15 protein-coding genes are annotated in these 21,556 nt (G+C 50.6%); 9 read left to right on the forward strand and 6 right to left on the reverse strand.

What is annotated here, in order from left to right:
* The first annotated feature begins 43 nt into the window (after positions 1–43).
* The 4 genes from V5T57_RS14035 to V5T57_RS14050 all read left to right on the forward strand — a co-directional run bounded on the left by V5T57_RS14035 (position 44) and on the right by V5T57_RS14050 (position 2,522).
* Positions 44–1,021, forward strand: coding sequence for an LbtU family siderophore porin (locus V5T57_RS14035; protein ID WP_332891865.1), 978 nt, complete (start codon positions 44–46; stop codon positions 1,019–1,021).
* Positions 1,022–1,169: 148 nt separating this feature from the next.
* On the forward strand, positions 1,170–1,421 hold the full coding sequence (gene moaD / locus V5T57_RS14040; RefSeq protein WP_332891866.1) for a molybdopterin converting factor subunit 1: 252 nt from the start codon (positions 1,170–1,172) through the stop codon (positions 1,419–1,421).
* 4 nt (positions 1,422–1,425) lie between these two features.
* A complete protein-coding gene (gene mobB / locus V5T57_RS14045; RefSeq protein ID WP_332891867.1) occupies positions 1,426–1,926 on the forward strand; it encodes a molybdopterin-guanine dinucleotide biosynthesis protein B in 501 nt (166 codons plus the stop codon).
* 155 nt (positions 1,927–2,081) lie between these two features.
* On the forward strand, positions 2,082–2,522 hold the full coding sequence (locus V5T57_RS14050) for an Hsp20/alpha crystallin family protein (protein WP_332891868.1): 441 nt from the start codon (positions 2,082–2,084) through the stop codon (positions 2,520–2,522).
* Between the two features lie 405 nt (positions 2,523–2,927).
* Here V5T57_RS14050 and V5T57_RS14055 read toward each other — a convergent pair whose 3' ends face one another.
* From V5T57_RS14055 to fba, 3 genes are read right to left on the reverse strand one after another with little or no spacing between them, the layout of a single operon-like run.
* On the reverse strand, positions 2,928–3,836 hold the full coding sequence (locus V5T57_RS14055) for a formylglycine-generating enzyme family protein (protein ID WP_332891869.1): 909 nt from the start codon (positions 3,834–3,836) through the stop codon (positions 2,928–2,930).
* Positions 3,833–5,428 carry a caspase family protein gene (locus V5T57_RS14060; RefSeq protein ID WP_332891870.1) on the reverse strand — a complete coding sequence of 532 codons (1,596 nt, stop codon included), beginning with the start codon at positions 5,426–5,428 and terminating at the stop codon, positions 3,833–3,835. The genes V5T57_RS14055 and V5T57_RS14060 overlap by 4 nt, the downstream gene beginning before the upstream one ends.
* A 3-nt stretch (positions 5,429–5,431) precedes the next feature.
* Positions 5,432–6,496, reverse strand: coding sequence for a class II fructose-bisphosphate aldolase (gene fba, locus V5T57_RS14065; RefSeq protein ID WP_332891871.1), 1,065 nt, complete (start codon positions 6,494–6,496; stop codon positions 5,432–5,434).
* 585 nt (positions 6,497–7,081) lie between these two features.
* Between fba and V5T57_RS14070 the strand changes: the two genes are divergently transcribed.
* The 5 genes from V5T57_RS14070 to V5T57_RS14090 all read left to right on the forward strand — a co-directional run bounded on the left by V5T57_RS14070 (position 7,082) and on the right by V5T57_RS14090 (position 16,757).
* The gene (locus V5T57_RS14070; protein WP_332891872.1) at positions 7,082–7,819 is read left to right on the forward strand and encodes an oxygen-binding di-iron domain-containing protein; all 738 of its coding nucleotides are present in this window, start codon (positions 7,082–7,084) and stop codon (positions 7,817–7,819) included.
* Positions 7,820–7,826: 7 nt separating this feature from the next.
* Complete coding sequence (locus V5T57_RS14075) at positions 7,827–12,266, forward strand: response regulator (protein ID WP_332891873.1); 4,440 nt, start codon at positions 7,827–7,829, stop codon at positions 12,264–12,266.
* Positions 12,256–13,182, forward strand: coding sequence for a diguanylate cyclase domain-containing protein (locus V5T57_RS14080; protein WP_332891874.1), 927 nt, complete (start codon positions 12,256–12,258; stop codon positions 13,180–13,182). Before V5T57_RS14075 ends, V5T57_RS14080 begins: the two co-directional genes overlap by 11 nt.
* Before the next feature lie 290 nt (positions 13,183–13,472).
* Entirely contained in the window at positions 13,473–14,069 is a 597-nt protein-coding gene (locus V5T57_RS14085) for a histidine phosphatase family protein (protein ID WP_332891875.1), read from the forward strand.
* A gap of 24 nt (positions 14,070–14,093) precedes the next feature.
* Positions 14,094–16,757 carry a putative bifunctional diguanylate cyclase/phosphodiesterase gene (locus tag V5T57_RS14090; protein WP_332891876.1) on the forward strand — a complete coding sequence of 888 codons (2,664 nt, stop codon included), beginning with the start codon at positions 14,094–14,096 and terminating at the stop codon, positions 16,755–16,757.
* A 48-nt stretch (positions 16,758–16,805) separates the two neighbouring features.
* On the opposite strand, the gene V5T57_RS14095 is transcribed toward V5T57_RS14090, so the two are convergent.
* The 3 genes from V5T57_RS14095 to V5T57_RS14105 form a co-directional block, all read right to left on the reverse strand.
* Positions 16,806–17,816, reverse strand: a complete 1,011-nt coding sequence (locus V5T57_RS14095; RefSeq protein WP_332891877.1) for an acetyl-CoA carboxylase carboxyltransferase subunit alpha — start codon at positions 17,814–17,816, stop codon at positions 16,806–16,808.
* Positions 17,817–17,983: 167 nt separating this feature from the next.
* Entirely contained in the window at positions 17,984–19,009 is a 1,026-nt protein-coding gene (locus V5T57_RS14100) for a GGDEF domain-containing protein (protein WP_332891878.1), read from the reverse strand.
* Positions 19,010–19,441: 432 nt separating this feature from the next.
* Positions 19,442–21,433, reverse strand: coding sequence for an EAL domain-containing protein (locus tag V5T57_RS14105; protein WP_332891879.1), 1,992 nt, complete (start codon positions 21,431–21,433; stop codon positions 19,442–19,444).
* Between the last annotated feature and the right edge of the window lie 123 nt (positions 21,434–21,556).

The raw sequence follows: 21,556 nt of genomic DNA on the forward strand, positions 1-21,556 counted from the left end.
AATATTGGGATTTCTCGTCATTCATGTACTCAAGCAGACGCTTATGAAGGCCACGCCGCACCATTTAAAGCAGATGAAGTTTATCCATGTTATGGCAAGTAGCACCCTCTTGCTTATGCTATCCCCTGCACTGGCACAGTCTCAGGATAAAAGCATAATCGCCAACCCCAAAGCCGTGGCCAACCAACTTAAAACGCATCAAGATCCCACTCAGCGTTTTGTAAAACCCCATGACGAGAGCCCACCGCCCGGTCTGCACGCCCAACCCATGTTGACCCCTCAGATCATTCAGGATGGGGATGAGGTTAAGGTAACAACCCATCAGACGTTACGACTGAGCTATGGTGAAGCGCCACATCTATATATGGAGATGGGACGCAAAGTACGCCCCTTTGCCGCGACAGCCAGCCACTGGGACAGCATGAGCCTAACCGGTGAAATGGCGACCTTACCTGCACAAGGCCTAGCACTAGGTTTAAGAGCAGATGAGGGCCTATACGGTGGACTGTATGCGGGCACCCCCCATAGCCGTTTGAGCCTACCCAACAGCTATACAGCCCATATGGGCTATATGCTTAATGAAGGGGCCTTCTCTATGGATGTTGGTGTACGGTACACCAATAATATGCAGTTACAACGGGCTGATGATCTATTGGATCTTCAAGGTGTTAGTGCCCATGGTATTTTTAATATGGGTGCTCTTACCATGTTGGGCGAGTATGTCACCACAGCCAACCGCGTCTCCGACCAAACATCACATCTAACCGGGTTACGCCCAAGTGCGTGGAACACAGAGCTCGGTTATCGTCATGCATGGGGTGGTATTGCCACCACTTTTGCGCTGGGCTACCAGGGCAGTGGTGTACCACTGGATGGCGATTTACCCGAAGATCGTTTTTTGGCAGGGGTTCGTATGAACCTCTTCCCCAACAGCGCCCTGTCACTTGAGCTACGTCGGGACCGAATGCCCGACCAACTCTCTGGTGATGCAGCGACCTTTAAGTTCGCTGTGGACTTTTAGCGGCGGTCAGGGCAGATGAACGGGTAGAAAATGGGCTTTATTGGAATTTCAGGCCCAAAATGGCACCTAAATCTTACGACAACCCCGCTGATCTGAGCAACCAGACCAATAAGATCAGAATACGATACGGTTAAGGATAAACCACGCTATGGCTCATCTGCTTTTTTTTGCATCGGTTAAAGATAAGGTCGGCATGCCTGCCACACAGCTGCCCCTGCCTGAGAATGTGACAACCGTGGGTACGCTACTGGCCCACCTTCAGGATTTAGGCGCCCCCTATGCAGAGGCCTTGGCTGGCGGACATGTGCAAGTGGCCGTGAACCAAACCCATGCTCGAGCTGAAGATCCCGTTAAAGATAGTGATGAAGTTGCTTTTTTCCCACCCGTCAGTGGTGGCTAAGCATATGGATACCCCTGTTATTGGGTTTTTTGCCCCGAGCGGCACCGGAAAAACCACCCTTATTGAGCAGATCACCCATATTTTGTCTCAACGGGGTTATGTGGTCAGTGTCATTAAATATGGCCACCATAAGGCCAGCCCAGATATACCGGGTAAAGATAGTGATCGCTTTCGTCGTGCAGGTGCTGAGAGTGTCTTTTATGCAGGTCCCAGCTCCTGGTTTCAGGTCCGGGAGCACCCCAGCTCTGAGCAGCCAGATCCCCGACAGCTTCTACCCTATATGGATGATCCAGACTTGGTGCTGGTGGAAGGGTATAAAGCCGGAGATATTCCTAAAATCCTGGTCCATCGGCAGGGCATAGAGATCGACCCCATCGATATCCCCACCCCCCTATTAGCCGTGGTGAGTGATGACCCAAACTATCCGACAGATTGCCCTGTGCTACCTTTAAATGATGCCGAGGCTGTGGCCAACCATATGATGGATCTATTTTTTCTCATATAATTTTCAATGTACTACGAGCATACCATCAAAAAAACATCCTTTGACCTATTGATGTTTTGCCCTCCCCTCCCCACATGAGTTACCAGAAGCGCTTCGCAACAGGACAGGAGGTTGCAACCTCCTTTTTTATAGCCCTTGCGATCTGGAGAAACATCATGACTTTAATGACCCTTGACCCCTTCCGTCAGGTCCGTGCCATTCAAAAAGAGATGGACCACCTCATGGCCCGTGCTGCCCAGGATGCGGAGTCGGTTGAATCCACCCGTACCCCTCTGATCTCCTTGCATGAAGATGAAAAGGCCTGGATCGTGGAAGCGGAGATGCCCGGTATTGATATCGCCACTTTAAAGGTTGAAAACCAGCAGCGTACAGTGAGCTTTTTTGGTGCGCTAAAAACTCAGAATGAGCGCGATCACACAAACTGCACATATGATGAGCGGGCGAACCTGCCCTATCAACGGCACCTCAAACTGCCTGGTGATGTAGAAAATGGTAAGGCCACCGCAAGCTATGCCCAGGGTATGTTGACCATTGTCTGCCCTAAAGCCAGCAGCAATAGCAAACATCAGGTACCCGTACAGACCTTTGAAGCTTAGCATGGGTAGCGATAGGCCCGTTAGCGGGTCTCGACCTTTACAAAACGGGCCACAGGTGTGATGGAACTAAACATCTCTTCCCCAGGGGTTTTCTGCTGATCAACATCAGGCTATCCATCCCCCACCCTCAGCAAACCAAGCTGCGAGGAGAACCAGCCAGCCCCACATCCTCTATACGATGCGGGGCTGGGCAGGCCACTGAGCCCCCCAACCTTTGAGCGGTGCCTCATGAGAGATCCCACAGACCAACAGACCAAGGCACAGGGATAGAGCCCATAGACTTAAACCCCCATGCTGACACCTGCACCATTAGCCATAACCATCCACAGCCATGCCGCAAAACAAAAAAAGCAACTCTAAAGAGTCGCTTTTTTTTGTTCAGCATTGGGCAGAATCAGGCACTGACTAGAGCAGTGCATCGCGTAGATTAATGGGTTTTTTCTTCACAGGTATATCAATCTCCGCCGCCAGCCTTAACCCAATCATGGGGGATTGCGTACTGAAATGCTCAAACCCACGATTACTGCAACGCAGCTGCTTGGTTTTACTACTAAAGCTACCACCACGGATCACACGGTAGGGCTGCTCACCCTCATGAAGCGGGTCCTGTGATTTGGCTTTGGCATAGGCTTGGCCATCATAGGCATCCTGGGTCCACTCCCAGACGTTCCCACTCATATCAAACAACCCAATACGGTTGGAACGCCGGGTGGCCACCTTCTGTGGCCGGTTTCCACTATTATCCCGGTACCACGCCCCCTGCCCTGCACTACTGCCTGTGGCGTAACGTACCCGTTGGCCACGGTTACGGCAGGCAAACTCCCACTCGGCTTCGGTCGGTAGACGAAACTTGACCTTACCTTTATAGAAGCTATTAAGCCGGCCAAGGTACATCTCCACATCATCCCAAGCGATCTGCTCAACAGGATATTCATCCCCTTTACGGTTTTGGGAGGGGTTGTTCCGCATCACATGTCGCCACTGGCCCTGGGTCATCTCCGTGCGGGCAATCCAATACCCAGATAGGCAGATATCCCGCACAGGCCCTTCATCGGCATCGCGTCCATCAATACGTGGGGCACTGCCATACTTAAAACAGCGCCCTTCAATCCACACCATTTCTATACCTGTCAAAGGCTCCAACCAATGCTGCCCTGGCTGCACAACCTCTGCGGGTTGGGCCCGCTGTCTACTGGTATCAATAGGTTCCCATTGGTTGACCAAAAAAGCACTGGCCATACCAGGAAACAACGCCAGCCCCATGGCTATAGCCCGCCAGATAAACCAACGTGGGCGTAGAGAGAAACCAATCATCGGTCACCTCCGGTTTGGGTCAGGCGCATTTTACTGCCTCTGGTCATCCATGGGGTCATTTTCAACCCCTGCTCTTTAATGGCCTGGCGCGCATAGACAAATGCCTCAGAAAAACCCACCCAACCATCTTTCGCGTTACCAGCCAAACCATCCGCAGGTCCCAACATCCCTTCCATCAGGAAGTAGGTCAGGCCACTTTGACGTCCAGGGGCAAAAAACTGTGAGGGGCGATCATCCCAAGCGGCTAACAGCCAAGGCTTACGGGCCACTTCAGCACCTGACCGATGATGGGGCTTTAACGGCATTTTGGTTTTTAAACAAGGGGCCTTACCCGAAAAACAGCTGTCAATAATCACAGCAACATCTCTGTTTTTCAGGGAGTCCAAAGACTCCCGTAGATCTTTCATGGACAGCGCACTATCCGGGGTCATCATCTCTTTACGGACATTAACCGGCAACATCAGCAGATCCTGCAATGTGCCATTTTTACCGGTCATATAGGGCGCACCATGCCCAGCATAGTAGAAGATCAACTGTGCGTTGGGGTTTAAACGGCCCTGTTCCAGCAACCAGTTAATATCCCTTTGTAAAGTCAGCGTGGTGGCCTCTCGATCCAAACGGAGGCGCAGATGGTCTGCATCCCCACGCAACAGGCCACGGCGCACCAATAGCTGGGCCATATTCTCAGCATCCCGTGCAGAAAAATAGCGGCCTGGCAGATGATTATAGCGGCTAACACCCACGATCAACGCGAAGGTATCGGAGCGTTTTTCCCACTTATTGATCAGTGGTTGAGCCTGGATGAACTCATCCAACACCAAACGGCGGTCATCCACATTACCTTTTTTAGCCCAAACTTCATGGGGCAGAGGCAGAATAATTGGCACCTCAGCCTCATTATCCACATGGGCAAGGGCCAACATATCTTTAGCCACCACAAACTGATCTTCGCTGGGATACTCTTTTACCAACAGATTGATGCTGCGTTTTAATGCCTCAAACTCTTCCCCCGCTCTAAACTTTCTCCAACCCTCTTTCTCCACGACATAGCGGGCAGCTTGCTCCTGCCATTTTTTGGCACGCAACCCTTCCAAATTGGCACGGGTCAGCCAGTCATAGGCTTCCAGATAACGTCCAAGGCGAAACAGACTATAAAGCTTAGTGTGGGCAAGTGAGAGATCTTGGGGAAAACGTTCCAGGGCACGGAATGCGGCAATGTGCGCATCTTCATCCTCCCCCAGTTCAAAGTAGGTCCAAGCATGGTTGGCAACCGTATGTAGGTGATTGGGGTAAGTTTTCATATGCTTACCCCACACCTTGAGCGCTGCCCGTTTTTGATCGGCCAGATAAAGACCCAAACCATGGTTGTACCCAACGGCCAGATCCATGGGGCACAGCTCATAGGCCTCTTGCAAGGCAGCCAGGCCCTTCTTTGGCTGGATATCATACAACCCCATGCCCTTAAGCGCGATCTCACGCGCCGCCGGACAGGCGTTAGCCCGCTCTCCCAACACCTCCTGAGCGGAGGCTGCAGAAAACGGGACCAGGGCAGCCAGTAGTGTAGTTATGCCAAAGAGCGCCTGTCGCCACATACCTTAGTTCACCTTGGGGTCAAGCTCCCCGGAAGCATACCGCTTAGCCATGCTCTCCATCGTGATCACTTTGATCTTGGAGGCATGACCGGCTGTGTTAAAAGCCTCATAACGGGCTCTACACACATCATAAGCAGCATCTTCCGCAGGACGGTTATACTTACGCGGATCAAATGCACTGGGGTTACTGTGTAAATACTTGCGGATAGCCCCAGTCATAGCCAAACGCAGGTCTGTATCAATGTTTACCTTACGTACACCGTGTTTAATACCCTCAACAACCTCTTCTACCGGTACACCATAGGTCTCAGGTATTTCACCACCATATTCATTGATAATGGCCAACAGCTCCTGAGGAACTGCCGAAGATCCATGCATCACCAAATGGGTGTTCGGTATACGCTTGTTGATCTCTGCAATACGGCTGATCGCCAGAATATCACCCGTGGGCTTACGGGTAAATTTATAGGCACCATGGCTTGTACCAATGGCAATGGCCAGGGCATCAACATGGGTTTGCTCAACAAATTGTGCCGCCTCTTCTGGATCGGTTAGCAGGGCATCTTTCTCCATCTTGCCTTCCGCCCCAATACCATCCTCTTCACCGGCCATACCGGTCTCTAAGGAACCCAACACACCCAGTTCACCTTCTACACTCACACCAATGGCATGAGAAAACTCTACCACTTTACGGGTGGTGGCCACATTATAGTCCCAATCCGAAGGGGTTTTACCATCTTCGTGCAGGGAACCATCCATCATAACCGACGTAAAGTTAGAGCGAATAGCCGCCTGACAAATCGCTGGAGATTGGCCGTGGTCCTGGTGCATACAAATGGGCACATGGGGGTAAGCCTCAATGGCCGCCATGATTTGATGACGCAAAAAAGCCTCTCCCGCATAGTTACGGGCCCCAGCTGATGCCTGCAAAATAACGGGGCTGTCGGTGTCATCCGCGGCACGCATAATGGCGCGCACCTGCTCCATGTTATTGACATTAAAGGCGGGTAAGCCATAGTCATTCTCAGCGGCATGATCCAACAGTTGGCGCATGGAAACCAGAGGCATCAATAATCTCCTAATTGAAAAAAGGTCGCAAACCCTAACAACCCGAACACATGCGCCATACAGAAAAACCCACCGAAACAGACATGCACATACCGGGCCGGTTCATTCATAAAGAGCGGTCCGCCCCCCCAGCGGCATAGATTCAGGCATCATACCTAATCCCTAAACATGAAGCTACGCTGACAGCACGCCCTATCCGTATAAATTCAACGATACACTTCATTTATAGACTCTGTTTATCCCTATATTTCTGCAGCTTCCTAAAGACCACAAGACCTCTCATCAATAGATGGAAGCCTTGCCCCCCGCTGGGTGCATATGTGCCAAAGAAGCGCCCAAACACCCCCCTTGAGCGGCCAGACCCCACAACCAAAAGGATTTAAAGCCATATTAGGTCGTTTTCCCCATACGCAAATCCCTTTCCTATAGCGAGAGATATACGCTAGAATGCAAACATTCAAATCCGGTCAAAACCTATTTAAAACCACTATGTTACATTTGTCACAAAACTAAAATATTGCCTTTATCGATTGTTTGATACTTTGGATCGTCATCTACCTGATATTAACAGAAGGTTGCCTATCTATGCCGCAGCTCAACTATGACCGCCCCATCGCCATTACCCGTGATATCCACTGGGTTGGGTTTCATGATGCGGAGGCTAACCTTCATTGCAACCCTTACCTCTTGATTGATGATGAAGATGTGGTGGTGTTTGATCCAGGCTCTATCCCCCATTTTCCCATCGTTACCCGTAAAATTATTGATCTGGTTAAACCACAGGAAATCACCCTGATCATTGCCCACCATCAAGATCCTGATGTTTGCGGAAATTTACCGGTTATTGAGGATGTCATTGGGCGGGATGATCTACGTATTGCGGCCAGTTTGAACACCATTCGGTTAATCCGGCATTATGGGATCAAATCCAAATTTCATGACACGAGTCAACAGGGTGGTAAGCTGTCGTTACGCAGCGGCCGAGAGTTGCAGTTTATCCCCACCCCCTATCTACATGCCCCTGGTGCCATCGTGACCTACGACACCAAAAGTCGCAGCCTTTTTTCCAGTGATCTGTTCGGCGCCATTGATCATAACTGGGCGCTCTATGCAGGGGACCACTTTCCCCAAAGCATGGATTCCTGGCATCAGCAGTATATGCCCAGCAACACCATATTAGCCCCTGCCATGGCGCGGTTGAGTCAGTTACAGATCGATCGTATTTTACCCCAACACGGTTCGATCATTGAGGGAGAGCAGGTCAAGGTTGCCATTGAACATCTACGCCAACTCCCCTGCGGCCTGGATCTAAAACGGGATTGAGATGAGCATGCCTAACGCCCAAGACCCCTTTAAGGCCATGGATGACGCACTCACGGTTCAAGAGCGGCTAATTGAGCAGTCTCTGGCCATGCGTGCACAAGCCTATATGGCAGAAGCCAAAGCCAAACTACTGACCCAGACCTTAATGGAAATGGATAGCGCCAAAGAGCGTCTGCCCCACCACCCCCAGGATCAGCACGCCAAACCAACCATATCAGACCGGGAGAAACCCCAACCGGAGCCCCATAAGCCCACCGCCTCTACCAAGGACAAGAGCAGCCGAAACCGCTATAGCTGGATGGTTACCTTGATCTTGATTATTACCATGGCCGCTGTTTCAGGTATGTTGCTTTATGGGCTAGAAGGGTTCCGCCGTATACAGACCTTTCATCAGGAGATAAACCAGTACCAACAACTGGCACTCTCCCGAGCTCAGGTTCTCTCTCGCATCAATCAGGAACTGGGTTATGGTGGTTTTATTCATCACTTCAAAAATTATGTACTCAGAGGCCAACCCCACTATTATGACCGGGTTCAAGCCGGTTTTGAACGGTTTGAGGCCCTAACCTCTCACTACTATAGCCTCGCCCCCTCTCCCAAAGAGATTGAGGCCATGGGCAACTTTACACAAGTCATTGAGAAATACAAAAATAATGTCCACAGGGCCTATTTACTGGTCAAACGGGGTGCCGACCCAAAAGCGGTTGATAAAGTGGTGAAAATTGATGATGCCCCCGCCATTACGGCCATGCGCATCTTAACGGACTCCATTGATGCCTTCCGTACTGAAAAACAGGCCACCACCATGGCCTCTCTGCACACCACAAAAAGCTACCTGACCTGGAGTATTTTGCTGCTACCAGCAACCATCCTTATGGGGCTTTTTACAGCCTATATGTTGCGCCGTATTGTTCTTGGGCACAACCGTACACTACAGATCAGCAGCCAGTTGGAAACCATCTTACAGGCCACGCCAGATGCCATGCTCACCTTGCGTGAAGATGGTCAGATTTTACGCATCAACCATCAGGCCTGTGAACTGTTTGACATGCCCCAGGATGAACTTTTGGGGCAATCGGTCAAATCCCTGTTTGGCAAACAGAGCAGTGGGGAGTCCCGCAGTGAACTGTTTGAATCCTTACTGGCCAATGATGGGGCCATACATACCGTCACCATGGAGATCCACACCCCGTCTGACCGCTACTTTCCTGCTGAGATCACCAGCAATGTGACGGTCAGTGAGCAAGGCACCTATCGCTTACTGATTATCCGGGACGTCAGTGAACGCCGCCGCTATGAAGAGGCTCTAAAAGCCAGTGAAAAGCGCTTTCGTCGAGCGGTTATACAATCCCCTGCTCCCATTATGCTCCATGCATCCGATGGTGAAGTTTTGGAGATCAGCCAAAGCTGGACACATATCACAGGCTATACCCATGCAGCCATACCCACCATCGAGCGCTGGGCTGGACGTGCCCACCCAGAAGAGAGCCAAAATGTCATCGATGGCATACGTAATTTACACCGTCATAAAGGACAACAGCATGAGGGTGAGTTTACCATTCGCACCCAGGAAGGTAGCCAGCGTATTTGGGACTTCAGCTCTGCACCTTTGGGTGAGCTGCCGGACGGTCGACGGGCTGTAATCAGCATGGCGGTGGACATTACCGACCGTAAGCAGGCCGAACAAGAACGCAACCAGGCTCACAATGCCCAAGTGGTGATTAATCGACTGCTCAAAATCGCCCTGCAACCCATGAGCTTTACCGAACAGCTACAAAGTGCCCTGTCGGAAGTCCTTAGCCTGCCGTGGCTGACCCTATTGGATAAGGGCGGTCTGTTTATTTATGATGAAGAGACACAAAAACTCACCCTCAGTGCCCATCATAACCTTGAACCCATTTTACTTCAGAGCTGCAACAAGGTGGGTTTGGGGCACTGTCTGTGCGGACAAGCGGCCGAACAACGCCAAACCATTTATGCCAGTCATGTTGATGAACGCCATCATATTCATTACCCAGGCATGGCAGATCATGGTCACTATGCCGTACCCATTTTGTCTCGCAACACCCTGCTTGGGGTACTGATTCTTTATCTCAACCCTGGTCATTGTGCGTCAGATGAAGAGCTTCGCTATATTGAAATTATTGGCCAAACACTGGCCGGTTTAATTGAGCGCCGTAAACTGGATGATGCCTTACACCAAGCCAAAGAGCAGGCTGAAGCGGCTAACCAAGCCAAAAGTGATTTCTTGGCCAATATGAGTCACGAAATTCGTACACCACTGAATGCCGTGCTGGGACTTGGGCACCTTCTGGAAAATACGCCTCTAAATGCTAAACAGACCGATTATCTGACAAAAATCAACGCCTCGGCGCAATCTCTGCTGGGTGTCATTAATGATGTCCTAGACTTCTCTAAGATTGAGTCAGGCAAGCTGATTTTGGAGTCCACAGAGTTCCGTCTGGATGATGTGCTGGATCAACTCAGTAACATCCTCTCTGTAAAAGCTGAGGAAAAAGGGCTGGAACTGCTCTTCCATATTTGTGACAAAGTCCCCCGCAACCTCATTGGTGACCCCTTACGTCTCTCACAAGTTTTGATTAATTTGGGCACCAATGCCGTCAAGTTTACCGAACGGGGGGAAGTGGTTATCTCAGCGGATACCGTGGTGGAAGATGGTGAGCACATCACGTTAACCTTTAGTGTACGCGATACAGGCATTGGCCTGAGTGATGATCAGTTGGACTATCTTTTTCAATCCTTTAGCCAAGCCGATAGCTCCACAACCCGTAAGTATGGTGGTTCTGGGCTGGGATTGGCCATCTGCCGACAGCTGTCGACCTTGATGGGTGGCGAGATCTGGGCAGAGAGCAAACCAGAAATAGGCTCGACCTTTACCTTCACAGCTGACTTTAAATTACCCAAAGATGAAGGGCGCTGGTGCATTGTACCTGGGCCGGAGGTCCGGGGTAAAAAAGTATTGGTGGTGGATGACAACAGCACAGCCCGTGAAATTTTGTCCGAGTTCTTAAACAGCATGGGCTTTGTCGTTGGTACCGCAGCCTCAGGCCCGGAAGCCCTACAAACCTTAGCCAAAGCCAGCCACCAGGGCGATTCCCCCTATGATGTGGTGTGTATGGATTGGAAAATGCCCGACATGAATGGCTTACAGGCCATTGAAAAAATGCGGGATGATAAAGCGATCACGCAACCTGCGGCCTGTATTATGGTTTCAGCGTACGGACGAGAAGAGATGCGTGAACAGGTTGAAGCGGGGGGGGTTGATACGTTTCTCTCCAAACCTGTCACCCCTTCGATCTTACTGGATGCCATTCTTGATACCTTTGCAGGCACCTCAGAAAAACAGCACCACACCCATCACCGCGAGACCAATACCCCAACGATGAACCGGTTTTTAGGGGCTCGTGTCTTATTGGTAGAAGATAACCACATCAACCAACAAGTTGCGTTGGAAATCCTCTCAGCAACAGGTATGCAGGTTGAGGTGTGTGAAAATGGGCAACAAGCGGTGGATCTGATTGCTGAAGGCGATCCTCAGCGTTTTCATGCGATACTTATGGATTTGCAAATGCCGGTCATGGATGGCTTTGCCGCCACCCATACCATTAAACAACGCTGGCCTGATCAAGCACCACCCATCATCGCCATGACAGCTAACGCCATGACCCAGGATATTGAGCGTTGTCATCAAATCGGCATGGCAGCCCATATTGCCAAACCCATTGATGTTCCACAGATGTTGAGTACGCTCGAAGAGCACATCCCCACACTGCTGAACATGGGGCCCCAAACGACCGAGTCACACTTAGGGGGAGCCAAACACTCCACACTTGATATCTCAGAAGGCATCACGCGACTGAATAACAACCTATCACTCTACAAACAGCTGCTGGTTGAACTGAGCGAAACCTATGCACAGAGTGGACAACAGCTTGAAGCCCATCTTCAGCAACAAGACTTCATCGCCGCCAGATCAATCTCCCACGCCATTAAGGGTTTGGCAGGTAATCTTTCAGCCAAAGCACTACACCATGCCGCCACTAAGCTGGAGCAGGCATGTATTCAAAAAAATGAGCCGCAGTGTCAGCTCTGGCTAACCACTTTTCAGGAAGCTTGGCCTCCCCTGCTGAACGCGATTTCAGAATTAACCGGGGGCACCAAAACGGTACCTGAACCTTCAACATCTACAACCCATGGTGTGACCCTTTCTACAGATTTGCATGAGAAGCTACAGCAGCTTAAAGAGCTTTTAGACAATATGGATATGGCCGCAGAACAGCTCATGGTTAGCTTGCAGCCACAGCTACAAGAAGCTGGTTTAGAACCTTTAGGCCAACGATGGATGGAACAGATCAGTAAACTGGACTATGCTGAGGCTGCCCAAGGATTGAGCGCTGTTCTTTCAGGAGAAAATGATGACGCGTAACCCGATGAACCGTCAGGCACGTATTCTTATTGTCGATGATGTCCCCTCAAATATTCAGATCATCCGCCAAGTCATTAATCCTGAACATCAGGTCTTTTTTGCCACCAATGGCCCAAGTGCCCTTCAACTTGCCAAAGAGAAACAGCCAGATTTAATGCTACTGGACATTTCCATGCCAGAAATGGATGGCTTTGAAGTATGCCGCCGCTTACAACGTCAAGAAGAGACCTCGGATATCCCAGTTATTTTCATCACCGCCCTGGAAGATGAAGCAGATGAGTTAAAAGGTCTACAACTGGGGGCGGTCGATTTTATCACCAAGCCTATTCGCCCCGCCATTGTCTCACAACGGGTGGATAACCATCTAAAAATGCGCCGCCTACAACAGGAGCTGGAAGCCCTAAGCTATCGGGATGGCCTAACAGGTATTGCAAACCGCCGACTGTTTGATGATCAGTTTGAGGCTGAGTGGCACCGAGGTGTCCGACATAAAATGCCAATGGCTTTGATCATGATCGATATAGACCACTTTAAACTCTACAACGATCACTATGGGCACCAAGCCGGTGATGAGACCCTACAGCGTGTGGCCAATGCCATGCAGTGTTGCATGAAACGCAGCACTGACCTGTTGGCACGCTATGGGGGGGAAGAGTTTGTGGTGATGTTACCCAACACCGATACAGAAGGCGTAAAACAGATCGCCGATACCTTATTGGCCAATGTGGCCGCTTTGGCCATTGAACACTGCAAAACTACCTTGGATGAGAAAAAAATCACCATCAGCCTGGGGCTAGCCTGCACCATGCCCACCCATCATACGGCACCCATTGCACTGCAAAAAGAGGCGGATCAAGCGCTGTATGTCGCCAAAGAAGCGGGCCGTAATCAATACCACTTGGCTAAAAACACTTAAATATCACCCTTTGCACGCCTTATCTGCCAGTTAACAAAAATCAATATCCCTACGCGACCACCTCACCCATCAAGCCTTTCAACCGGCATGTATCTGACATGCTGTCACACTCCAACGACATGTCAGAACCGTGAAATGGTACAGACCAAAAACTTCATTTGCATGTTTTCAATTCCTTACGCTACTATAGGGTACCATTTTTGGTCTATTATTATCCCGATTCACCGTCTCTTTGTAACAGAACGATGGATGGTCAATTAGCGTTAACGACTCATGACCAGGATAGACTCATGTTTTTTCGCGTATATTTATTCTGTCTGTGCATAGGTTTGGTCGGGCCACTGGCTGCGGCGGAACATCCTGATCAGCGACCATCAATTGAGCGCCTGCGCCAAGGTGGTCTGGTTATTTTCTTTCGTCACACCCAAACCGTACACAGTGAACAGGACTCTCCCACACTGGATCTTAGTCGGTGCGAGACCCAACGTAATCTCTCAACAGAGGGTCGCAAGCAGGCACAGCTAATCGGGCAAGCCTTTCAGCAAATGAGCATACCGATCGGGGAGGTACTCTCCAGCCCTTTTTGCCGCTGTCTCGACACCGCCCAGATCGCCTTTGGACAAGCCAAGTCGCTGCCCTACCTCTACTACGCCCTTGGGTTACACCGCACCAACCGAGAAGAGATCACCACTCAGCTGCGCCAACTCATGACCAAACCCATTGCGATGGGTGAAAACCGTATCATCATTTCCCACTCTGCGAACTTGCAGGAGGCCATGGGTATTTGGCCCGATCCAGAAGGTGTGGCTTGGGTCTTTGAACCCCATGAAAAAGGGCTAAAAACCTTGGGTAAGATTCATCCACAGCAGTGGTTGGAACTCCACTAACCACCAAAATACCGGAGAATCCTTATGCCGTTATGGCCGTTGGGTCGATGGTTTTCACTACGCATACTGAGCCTATTGGTACCCGCCCTACTTCTCGTTATATTTTGGACGACCTGGCGCGAGCTACAACCGTTACGTCAACAACAGAGTTTACTTAACCAACAAATCATCTCCAATATTCTCCCCCTACATAAGCTGCTCTACCTGCATACAGAGACCCTACGCAGCCTACAAGACAGAACCGCTTATTTTCTTAAAAATTCCAGCCCTTTATCCACCAAAGAAGTCTATCTACGCGGGCGCGAGATCTTAGATAGCCAGGATGAGAGCAACCACCATTTTCAACAACAGCTCACGCAGCTTATTCAACCTTTGAATTTGCACAACACCACGCTGGATCTTCAGCTCGCGGCACTGAACCACCAACTTAGGCGCTACCGAGATGCCCTGGTCTCTGCCTTAAAGTCCGCCTCTTTGGACCCCAAGCAAGCACCAAAGAGAGTTCAACTTATTGCGACACGTCACAACAGCATCTCATTTGCAGCCGCCGATCTATTTAATACGCTCAGCTCCGCCGCCAGCCAACGCACAACGGCCCAAGCCCAAAAATTGGATCAACAGTTCCACACTTTGGCATGGACAGGGAGCTCGATACTGCTCATTACACTCTTTATCAGTCTTGTTATGCTGACTCGAGTACGAGGTAACATTACCATTTTAGCCCATGCGCTTAAGGGTCTGTCCGAGGGGGATTATCAATGGAGCCAAAACTGTCAAAAAAAGCTGGATACGGATTTTGCCATTTTAAAAGATGTGACCAACCATCTTTCTGACCTTTATGCAAAGCTAAGACAAAGCAATGATGCACTCTTACAGGAACGCCTAAACTTGGAACAAAGGGTGGCCAAACGGACACAAGCCTTACAACAGTTCAATGATCATCTACTTAATGAAATTGAACAACGACGCGCAGCAGAAGAGCAACTGCACCTTTATCAGCGGGTTGTGGAACATACCGATGAAGCGGTACTGATTACCGATAAGGAGAGCCGTGTCATTGCCGTAAACGAGGCATACCTGCGTATCACCGGCTATGTTCGGGAGGATGTGCTGGGGTACAATCCACGCATCTCCCAATCCGGTCATCATGATGCACGGTTCTACCAACAAATGTGGCAAAGCATTGCAACCCATGGTGTATGGCGGGGTGAGATTTGGGATAAGCGTAAAGACGGGTCTATTTTTCCCAAATGGCTCACCATTAATACCGTCTACGATCATCAGGGTGAGGTGATCAACTATGTCGGCATTTTTATCGATATTACCGAACAAAAAGCCACCGAGAAAAAACTTGAAGATCTAGCCTTTAAGGATAGCTTAACCGGCCTACCCAACCGAACCCTCTATCAAGACCGCCTTCAAAGAGAGCTGGAGGTCGCCACCCGCCAAGATTGGGGGCTCATGCTCTTTTTCATTGATCTCGACCGCTTTAAAATGATCAATGACACCCTTGGCCATGATATGGGAGACCTACTGTTAAAAGCTGTCGCCACACGTATACAAAAGACCTTGCGAAAAAGTGACATCGTCTGCCGGTTAGGGGGGGACGAGTTTACCGTCATCTTGCCAGAGCTCTCATCTCAACGTAAGGCGACTGAGCTGGCCAAAGCGATCCTTACTCAACTTCATCTAAAATTTCAGTTACATGAGCATGAGGCCCACATTGGTGCCAGTATTGGTATTGCCTGCTTCCCCCAAGATGGCCGTACCGCACCTTTGTTAAACAAACATGCGGATGTCGCCATGTACCAAGCCAAAAAAGCGGGGCGTGGCACCTATCGTTTTTTCCAAGAGGAGATGAACCAAGTCAATACCCGGCGTGCGGAAACCGAGTCCCACATGCGCATTGCGCTAGAAGAGGCGCAGTTTAAAGTATGGTTTCAACCAAAAGTTGATCTCCACTCCCAGCGTATTGTCGGCGCAGAAGCCCTGGCTCGCTGGCACCATCCAGATAAAGGGGTTATCCACCCTGATCAGTTTATTGCCATTGCCGAACAAACCAACTTAATCCTGCCTCTTGGCCAACAGATCCTGCGGCAAGCCTGCCGTAGCGCTAAGCTTTGGATCCAGCAGCATGGCCAAAACCTACCGGTTGCGGTGAATATTTCACCCCGACAGTTTAGGGATACAAAACTGCTGCAACGCGTGACTGAAACCTTACAAGAGACAGGCTTACCTGCTGAGTGTTTAGAACTGGAGATTACAGAATCCATGGCCATGGCGGATATGAACCATGCCTTGAACGTTGTAACCTCTCTCAAAAAGATTGGGGTTAGAATTGCCATTGATGATTTTGGAACAGGTTACTCTTCCCTGAACTATCTGCATCAATTCCCCATTGAAATATTGAAGATAGACCGTACATTTATTCAGAAGATTGATCCCGAAAATCCACGGGGGCAAGCGGTTGTTGATGCCATTTTACTGATGGCCCAACAACTGGGGCTGGAGGTGGTTGCCGAGGGTGTAGAGAACACCCAACAGCTGGAGCACCTAAAGCGCAAAAACTGCCAACATTTACAAGGCTACCTGTTCTGCCCCCCTGTTGAAGCCACTGAGTTTCAGGAGATACTGACGGCAAGCAACCAAGGTAAAGCTTGGGCCCAGAACATAAAAAAGGAGGCCTGATACCAGGCCTCCTTACATCTCAAACAGCTCCATGGTCATAGGGAGCAATTAGCCAACCTCTTCCAGCTCACCCATGGCCATAAATTTTTCGTAACGCTGATTTTGCAGTTCATCAGAATCCATCTTCAACAAACCATCCAACTGCTTAACCAGATGCACCTTCAGCAGACGTGCAGCCTCTTCCCGATCTCGGTGGGCACCGCCAACAGGCTCCGGCACAATACCATCAATCACCCCTACCCCTAAAATTTCATCGGCGGTCAGACGCATGGCCTCTGCGGCCAAAGAGGCCTTAGCGGCATCTTTCCACAAAATGGAGGCACACCCTTCTGGTGAGATCACCGAATAGATGGCGTACTGCATCATCATCACCCGGTTCCCCATACCAATGGCCAAGGCCCCACCAGATCCCCCTTCACCAATCACAATGGAGATCATGGGCACTTTGAGCATCACCATCTCTTTAAGGTTACGGGCAATGGCTTCTGCCTGACCACGCTGTTCAGCCCCTTTACCTGGATAGGCACCCGGGGTGTCGATTAAAGCGATGATAGGCATGCGGAATTTTTCCGCCATTTTCATCAGTCGTAACGCTTTACGGTACCCTTCGGGCCGAGGCATACCAAAGTTACGGGTTACCTTTTCCTTGGTACCACGCCCCTTCTCCTGCCCCAACACCATGACATCACGACCATTAAGTTTGGCCATACCACCAATCAGTGCTTGGTCATCTGCAAAGCCACGGTCCCCATGCAACTCAACAAAGTCATCAAACACCAGCTCCAGATAATCACTGGTATAGGGGCGATCGGGATGTCGAGAAAGCTGGGTCTTTTGCCAGGGGCTTAGCTTGGCAAAGATCTCCTCCGTGAGATTGCTGGCTTTATCTTCCAGCTGCTCAATCTGCTCCTCAATATTGATATCAGAGGTGGTGGAGAGGTGACGCAGTTCATCCACTTTGGCCATTAACTCACCAATGGGACGTTCAAACTCAAGAAAGTTTCGGGCTTGGGTCATGGGAATTCCGTTACCTATATACAGACCTGGCCCACTGGCCATGGTCGTCTCTGCATGATTCGGGTTCGAGGCCCTATAGATTACGCCCTTTCCCCAGCGAGGGGAAGTCTAAACAGCCAGAGCCTGGATGTCACAAATAAAAATACGGTGCTGGAGAGAACCCCAGCACCGTATAAGAAAGCAGACAATTATAGATGCTTACCTGTTCTTTACAGCACACACACCTGGCAACGGCCATTGGCTTTGGCTTTATACAAAGCCGCATCGGTATCTTCCAACCAACGGTCCAAGGGCACATTACAGTCCCATTGGCTTATGCCAATACTTACCCCTAAAACCGGATGCCCAGGGGCCTGAATATTTAACGCACGCACGTTAGAAACCAGACGTTCCATAAATTTACGCCCCCGCTCCAGATCTGTATGGGGCAAGATCATGGCAAACTCATCCCCCCCCACACGGGCTAGGCAGTCTGAGTCACGGGTCATACTGGCCAACGCCAAAGAGACCTGTCGTAACGCTACATCCCCTTCTGCATGTCCCAGAATATCATTAACCGCTTTGAAGTGATCCAAGTCCAGATAGGCCAAACAGAGCGGATGGCTGTAACGTTCAGCGTTGGTAATCTCTTGTTCCAGACGTTCATCAAACACCCGGCGGTTGACCAACCCGGTCAGCGCATCACGACGGGCTTGATCGTAGAGATCTTCATACGCCAAGACACGGTCTAAAGGTCCCCGCATCTCACGGGCAACCATCTCTACCATGGACTCAAAGTCCCCTTCATCACTTTCTTGATCAAAAATCAGTAACAGTCGCTCAGGAGCCGGTTCAGGGTCCATCAACAAAAAGCGATAGCGTTTGTCTAAGTGGTCTAGATTGCCCAGCTCATCTTCCACCGTCTCTGCCACCAACAGCGCAGAGGCCGCATCCACCAAATTTTGTCGATCTGGGCCATGGCAGCTACAGGAGATGTATTGACGGTGCCGGCCACCATGCCGATAGGCCACCAACTCATGGGAGAAGTAGCTTTTAAGCCAGACGGAAAAAGCCTCGATCATGGCGGCTAAATCTGGTTTTTCGCCCAAGCGTCGGTGCAGCTCATAGACGCGTTCGAGCTGTTCACTCTGTAGACGGTAACGGTTAAGCTCTTCAACCAGATCTTTGGGGCTGCAAGCCAACAGATGCAGGTGTGTACCCCGCTCCCATTGCCGCTTGTTAATTTCAATGCCCATACGACTCCCTTTCTTATCCAAGGGGGGTTGCAACCGCTGCTAATACCAGCTGCTTAGATATGTTGCCCGACATAGGTCGGATCCCCCCATCCCACCACACCCAACATGGCCTATCCTTAGGGTGCAGCACCTGAACAGATCCTCTGAAGGGGTGGGATTCAGGATTCTGCCGACCATCAATATTGCCAAGAACATGCCAAGTGACACACCCGCCAGATAATCAGGCTAACATTCTGATTATTTAAGGCTTAAGCAACGCATCACAAGGTAACTTTGCGTAACAATGAAGACCACTTCTCATGAATAGGAAGTGCTTAGGAAAGGTTTTCAGGAAAGGCGGTAAAAGGTGCCGCCTTTTTCAGGATGCACAGATCCTGTTCCATCACAAATGAAGCGTGCCATACTCAATGAACCACAAAACAGACCCGACGATCAGCGACACCAGGGGGAGCGGTTGCGCCATGTTAAAAAATCATCGGCTGCCATCGCTGGCGCAATGAAAGCACCTTGAAAAGCATCACACCCCATTTTTTTACTCAGCTCCAGTGTCATTCGACTCTCGACAGCCGAGGCCATCATCGTCATCTCATGCTCAGCGGTTAGGATGGAGAGCGCCTGCAGTTCGGCACACGCCTCCTCATCGCCCTCCAGACGTTTGATCCACAGCTCGTCCAAACAGATCAAACAGGATGACGGCCACCCCTGCCAATGGGTGATCCCGCCAACCCCCTTCACCCCCCATTGGATACCCAAACGTTGAAATGCCTGGATCGACTGTTGTTGGTGTGGGTCACGCCATTGATCATGATGGATCAGAATGGTCAACCGCGCCTCAGGCACCTGAAGGCGCATCATCAACGTCTGCAAACGCCCGACAAAGGTGACATCTGGCAATGGCCACCGTTGAAGATCCAACTGAATATTCAACGCTTCTTGTCGCCAGGCGTGCAGTTGGTGTACCGCTTGTTCCATCATCCACCATGCCACACCAGGCAGCTGTAGCTGCAGATACCATGCAACAGGTTGGGTTGGTAACGTCATCACGCCACCCTCTTCATGCTGCCAATGCATACTCATTTCAACATAAGAGACCCCACCAGCCTGCAGAGAGACAATCGGGGTAAACAGGGCCATACCACGACGTGCCTGTACCGCTTCACACAATGAATACCAAGGCTCTGTCATCGATTGGGCAGCCAGGGCCTGTTCATAGCACCCATAACCACTACGCTGGGGTAAATAACTGGCCAGCCATGCCTGCTGTAAGGCCTGCTGAAGATCTCTATCGGCTTTCAACCCCACCCCAACAGATACTGAGAGGGGCAATGGTAAAGAAAGGGTTTGGGGTAACCCCTGCAAAGCGGTGGTTATTTGAGAGACCCACCCTGCCAAAGCCAAAGGTTCAGGTACCGCCGGCAAACGCACCGCAATACCTTGCATACCCAACATCATGGCAGACGCCTCTGCACCCAGGGATTGATGTAAGCGGGCCATGGCATTGGTGAGCCACTCCACCCACGGTTTCATCCCGATCTGCAGCCCCATCTGCTCACTATCAAGCAGGCGAACCACAACAAGCCCATGAATATCCCCCTCACCATGGGCATGTCTTAAAGGGCCCAGCTCCAAACGTAACGGGTCGGTACAAACCGGAGCGGGGTCATCCTTAGGGGTGGGCAGCGATCGTGGGCGTGTCAGGGCCAACAGGGCTTGTTCTAACCATAATGCGGGGGCTTTTTCTATGGGCAAATCTGGCTGGGGAACAGTGTCTGGCCAAATGTTTTTTAGAAGTTGTGCCATCTGCTTAAGGGGGTGTTGCTGCCAACGGTAGAGCAACCCTAACTGCAACATCCACATAACCAGCGCAGACCCCATTCCCCACAAAAGTAAGGGGGTCAAGCCACGATGCCCCTGCTCTTGCTGCTGTAAGGCTTGACTGCGTTGCTGTTGCAACTGCCCAACCGCATGTTCTAAGGGGTTTAGAAAACGATTTTCTAGATCCGGCATCACCGCCACAGCCGCTTCTTTGGGATTTTCTTGGACAACCTGAAACCGCTCCAAGGCCTGTCGGAAAGCGGGATCCATGGCCATATGCGCTTGAAGCAGAGCCTGCCAGCGGGCAAGCGCAGGATCCCCCTCTAAACGCGTGACCATGCGTTGTAAACCTTCTCGGGTCACACGTCGATGCTTATGAAATTTGGCCAAGTAGGTTTCAAATTTCTCAACCATCAAACCTTCAACCAACAGCTGCTGCCAAGCATAGGCCTGGGCATAAGCCTGTTTCAGCAATGGCTCTGCATCCTGGGCATGGTGCGCCTGACCCGGCGTTGCCTGTTGCATACTGCTCCACAACCCTGTTTGGGTAACAAACAGGGTTACAGCCAAGACCAAAGGTAGAACAACAATGAGCAACAGACGCAACATAGGTAGGCCCCAAACCAATGAATAAGCTTATTACCAAAGACTATGGTAAACGGGGAAAGGTCATCGGCTCAAGGCAGCGAAAACAAAAAACCCCCTTGCTTGCCACGAGGGGGTTTTTCTTAA

Origin of the sequence: Magnetococcus sp. PR-3 (assembly GCF_036689865.1) — a bacterium.
Classification (GTDB): domain Bacteria; phylum Pseudomonadota; class Magnetococcia; order Magnetococcales; family Magnetococcaceae; genus Magnetococcus.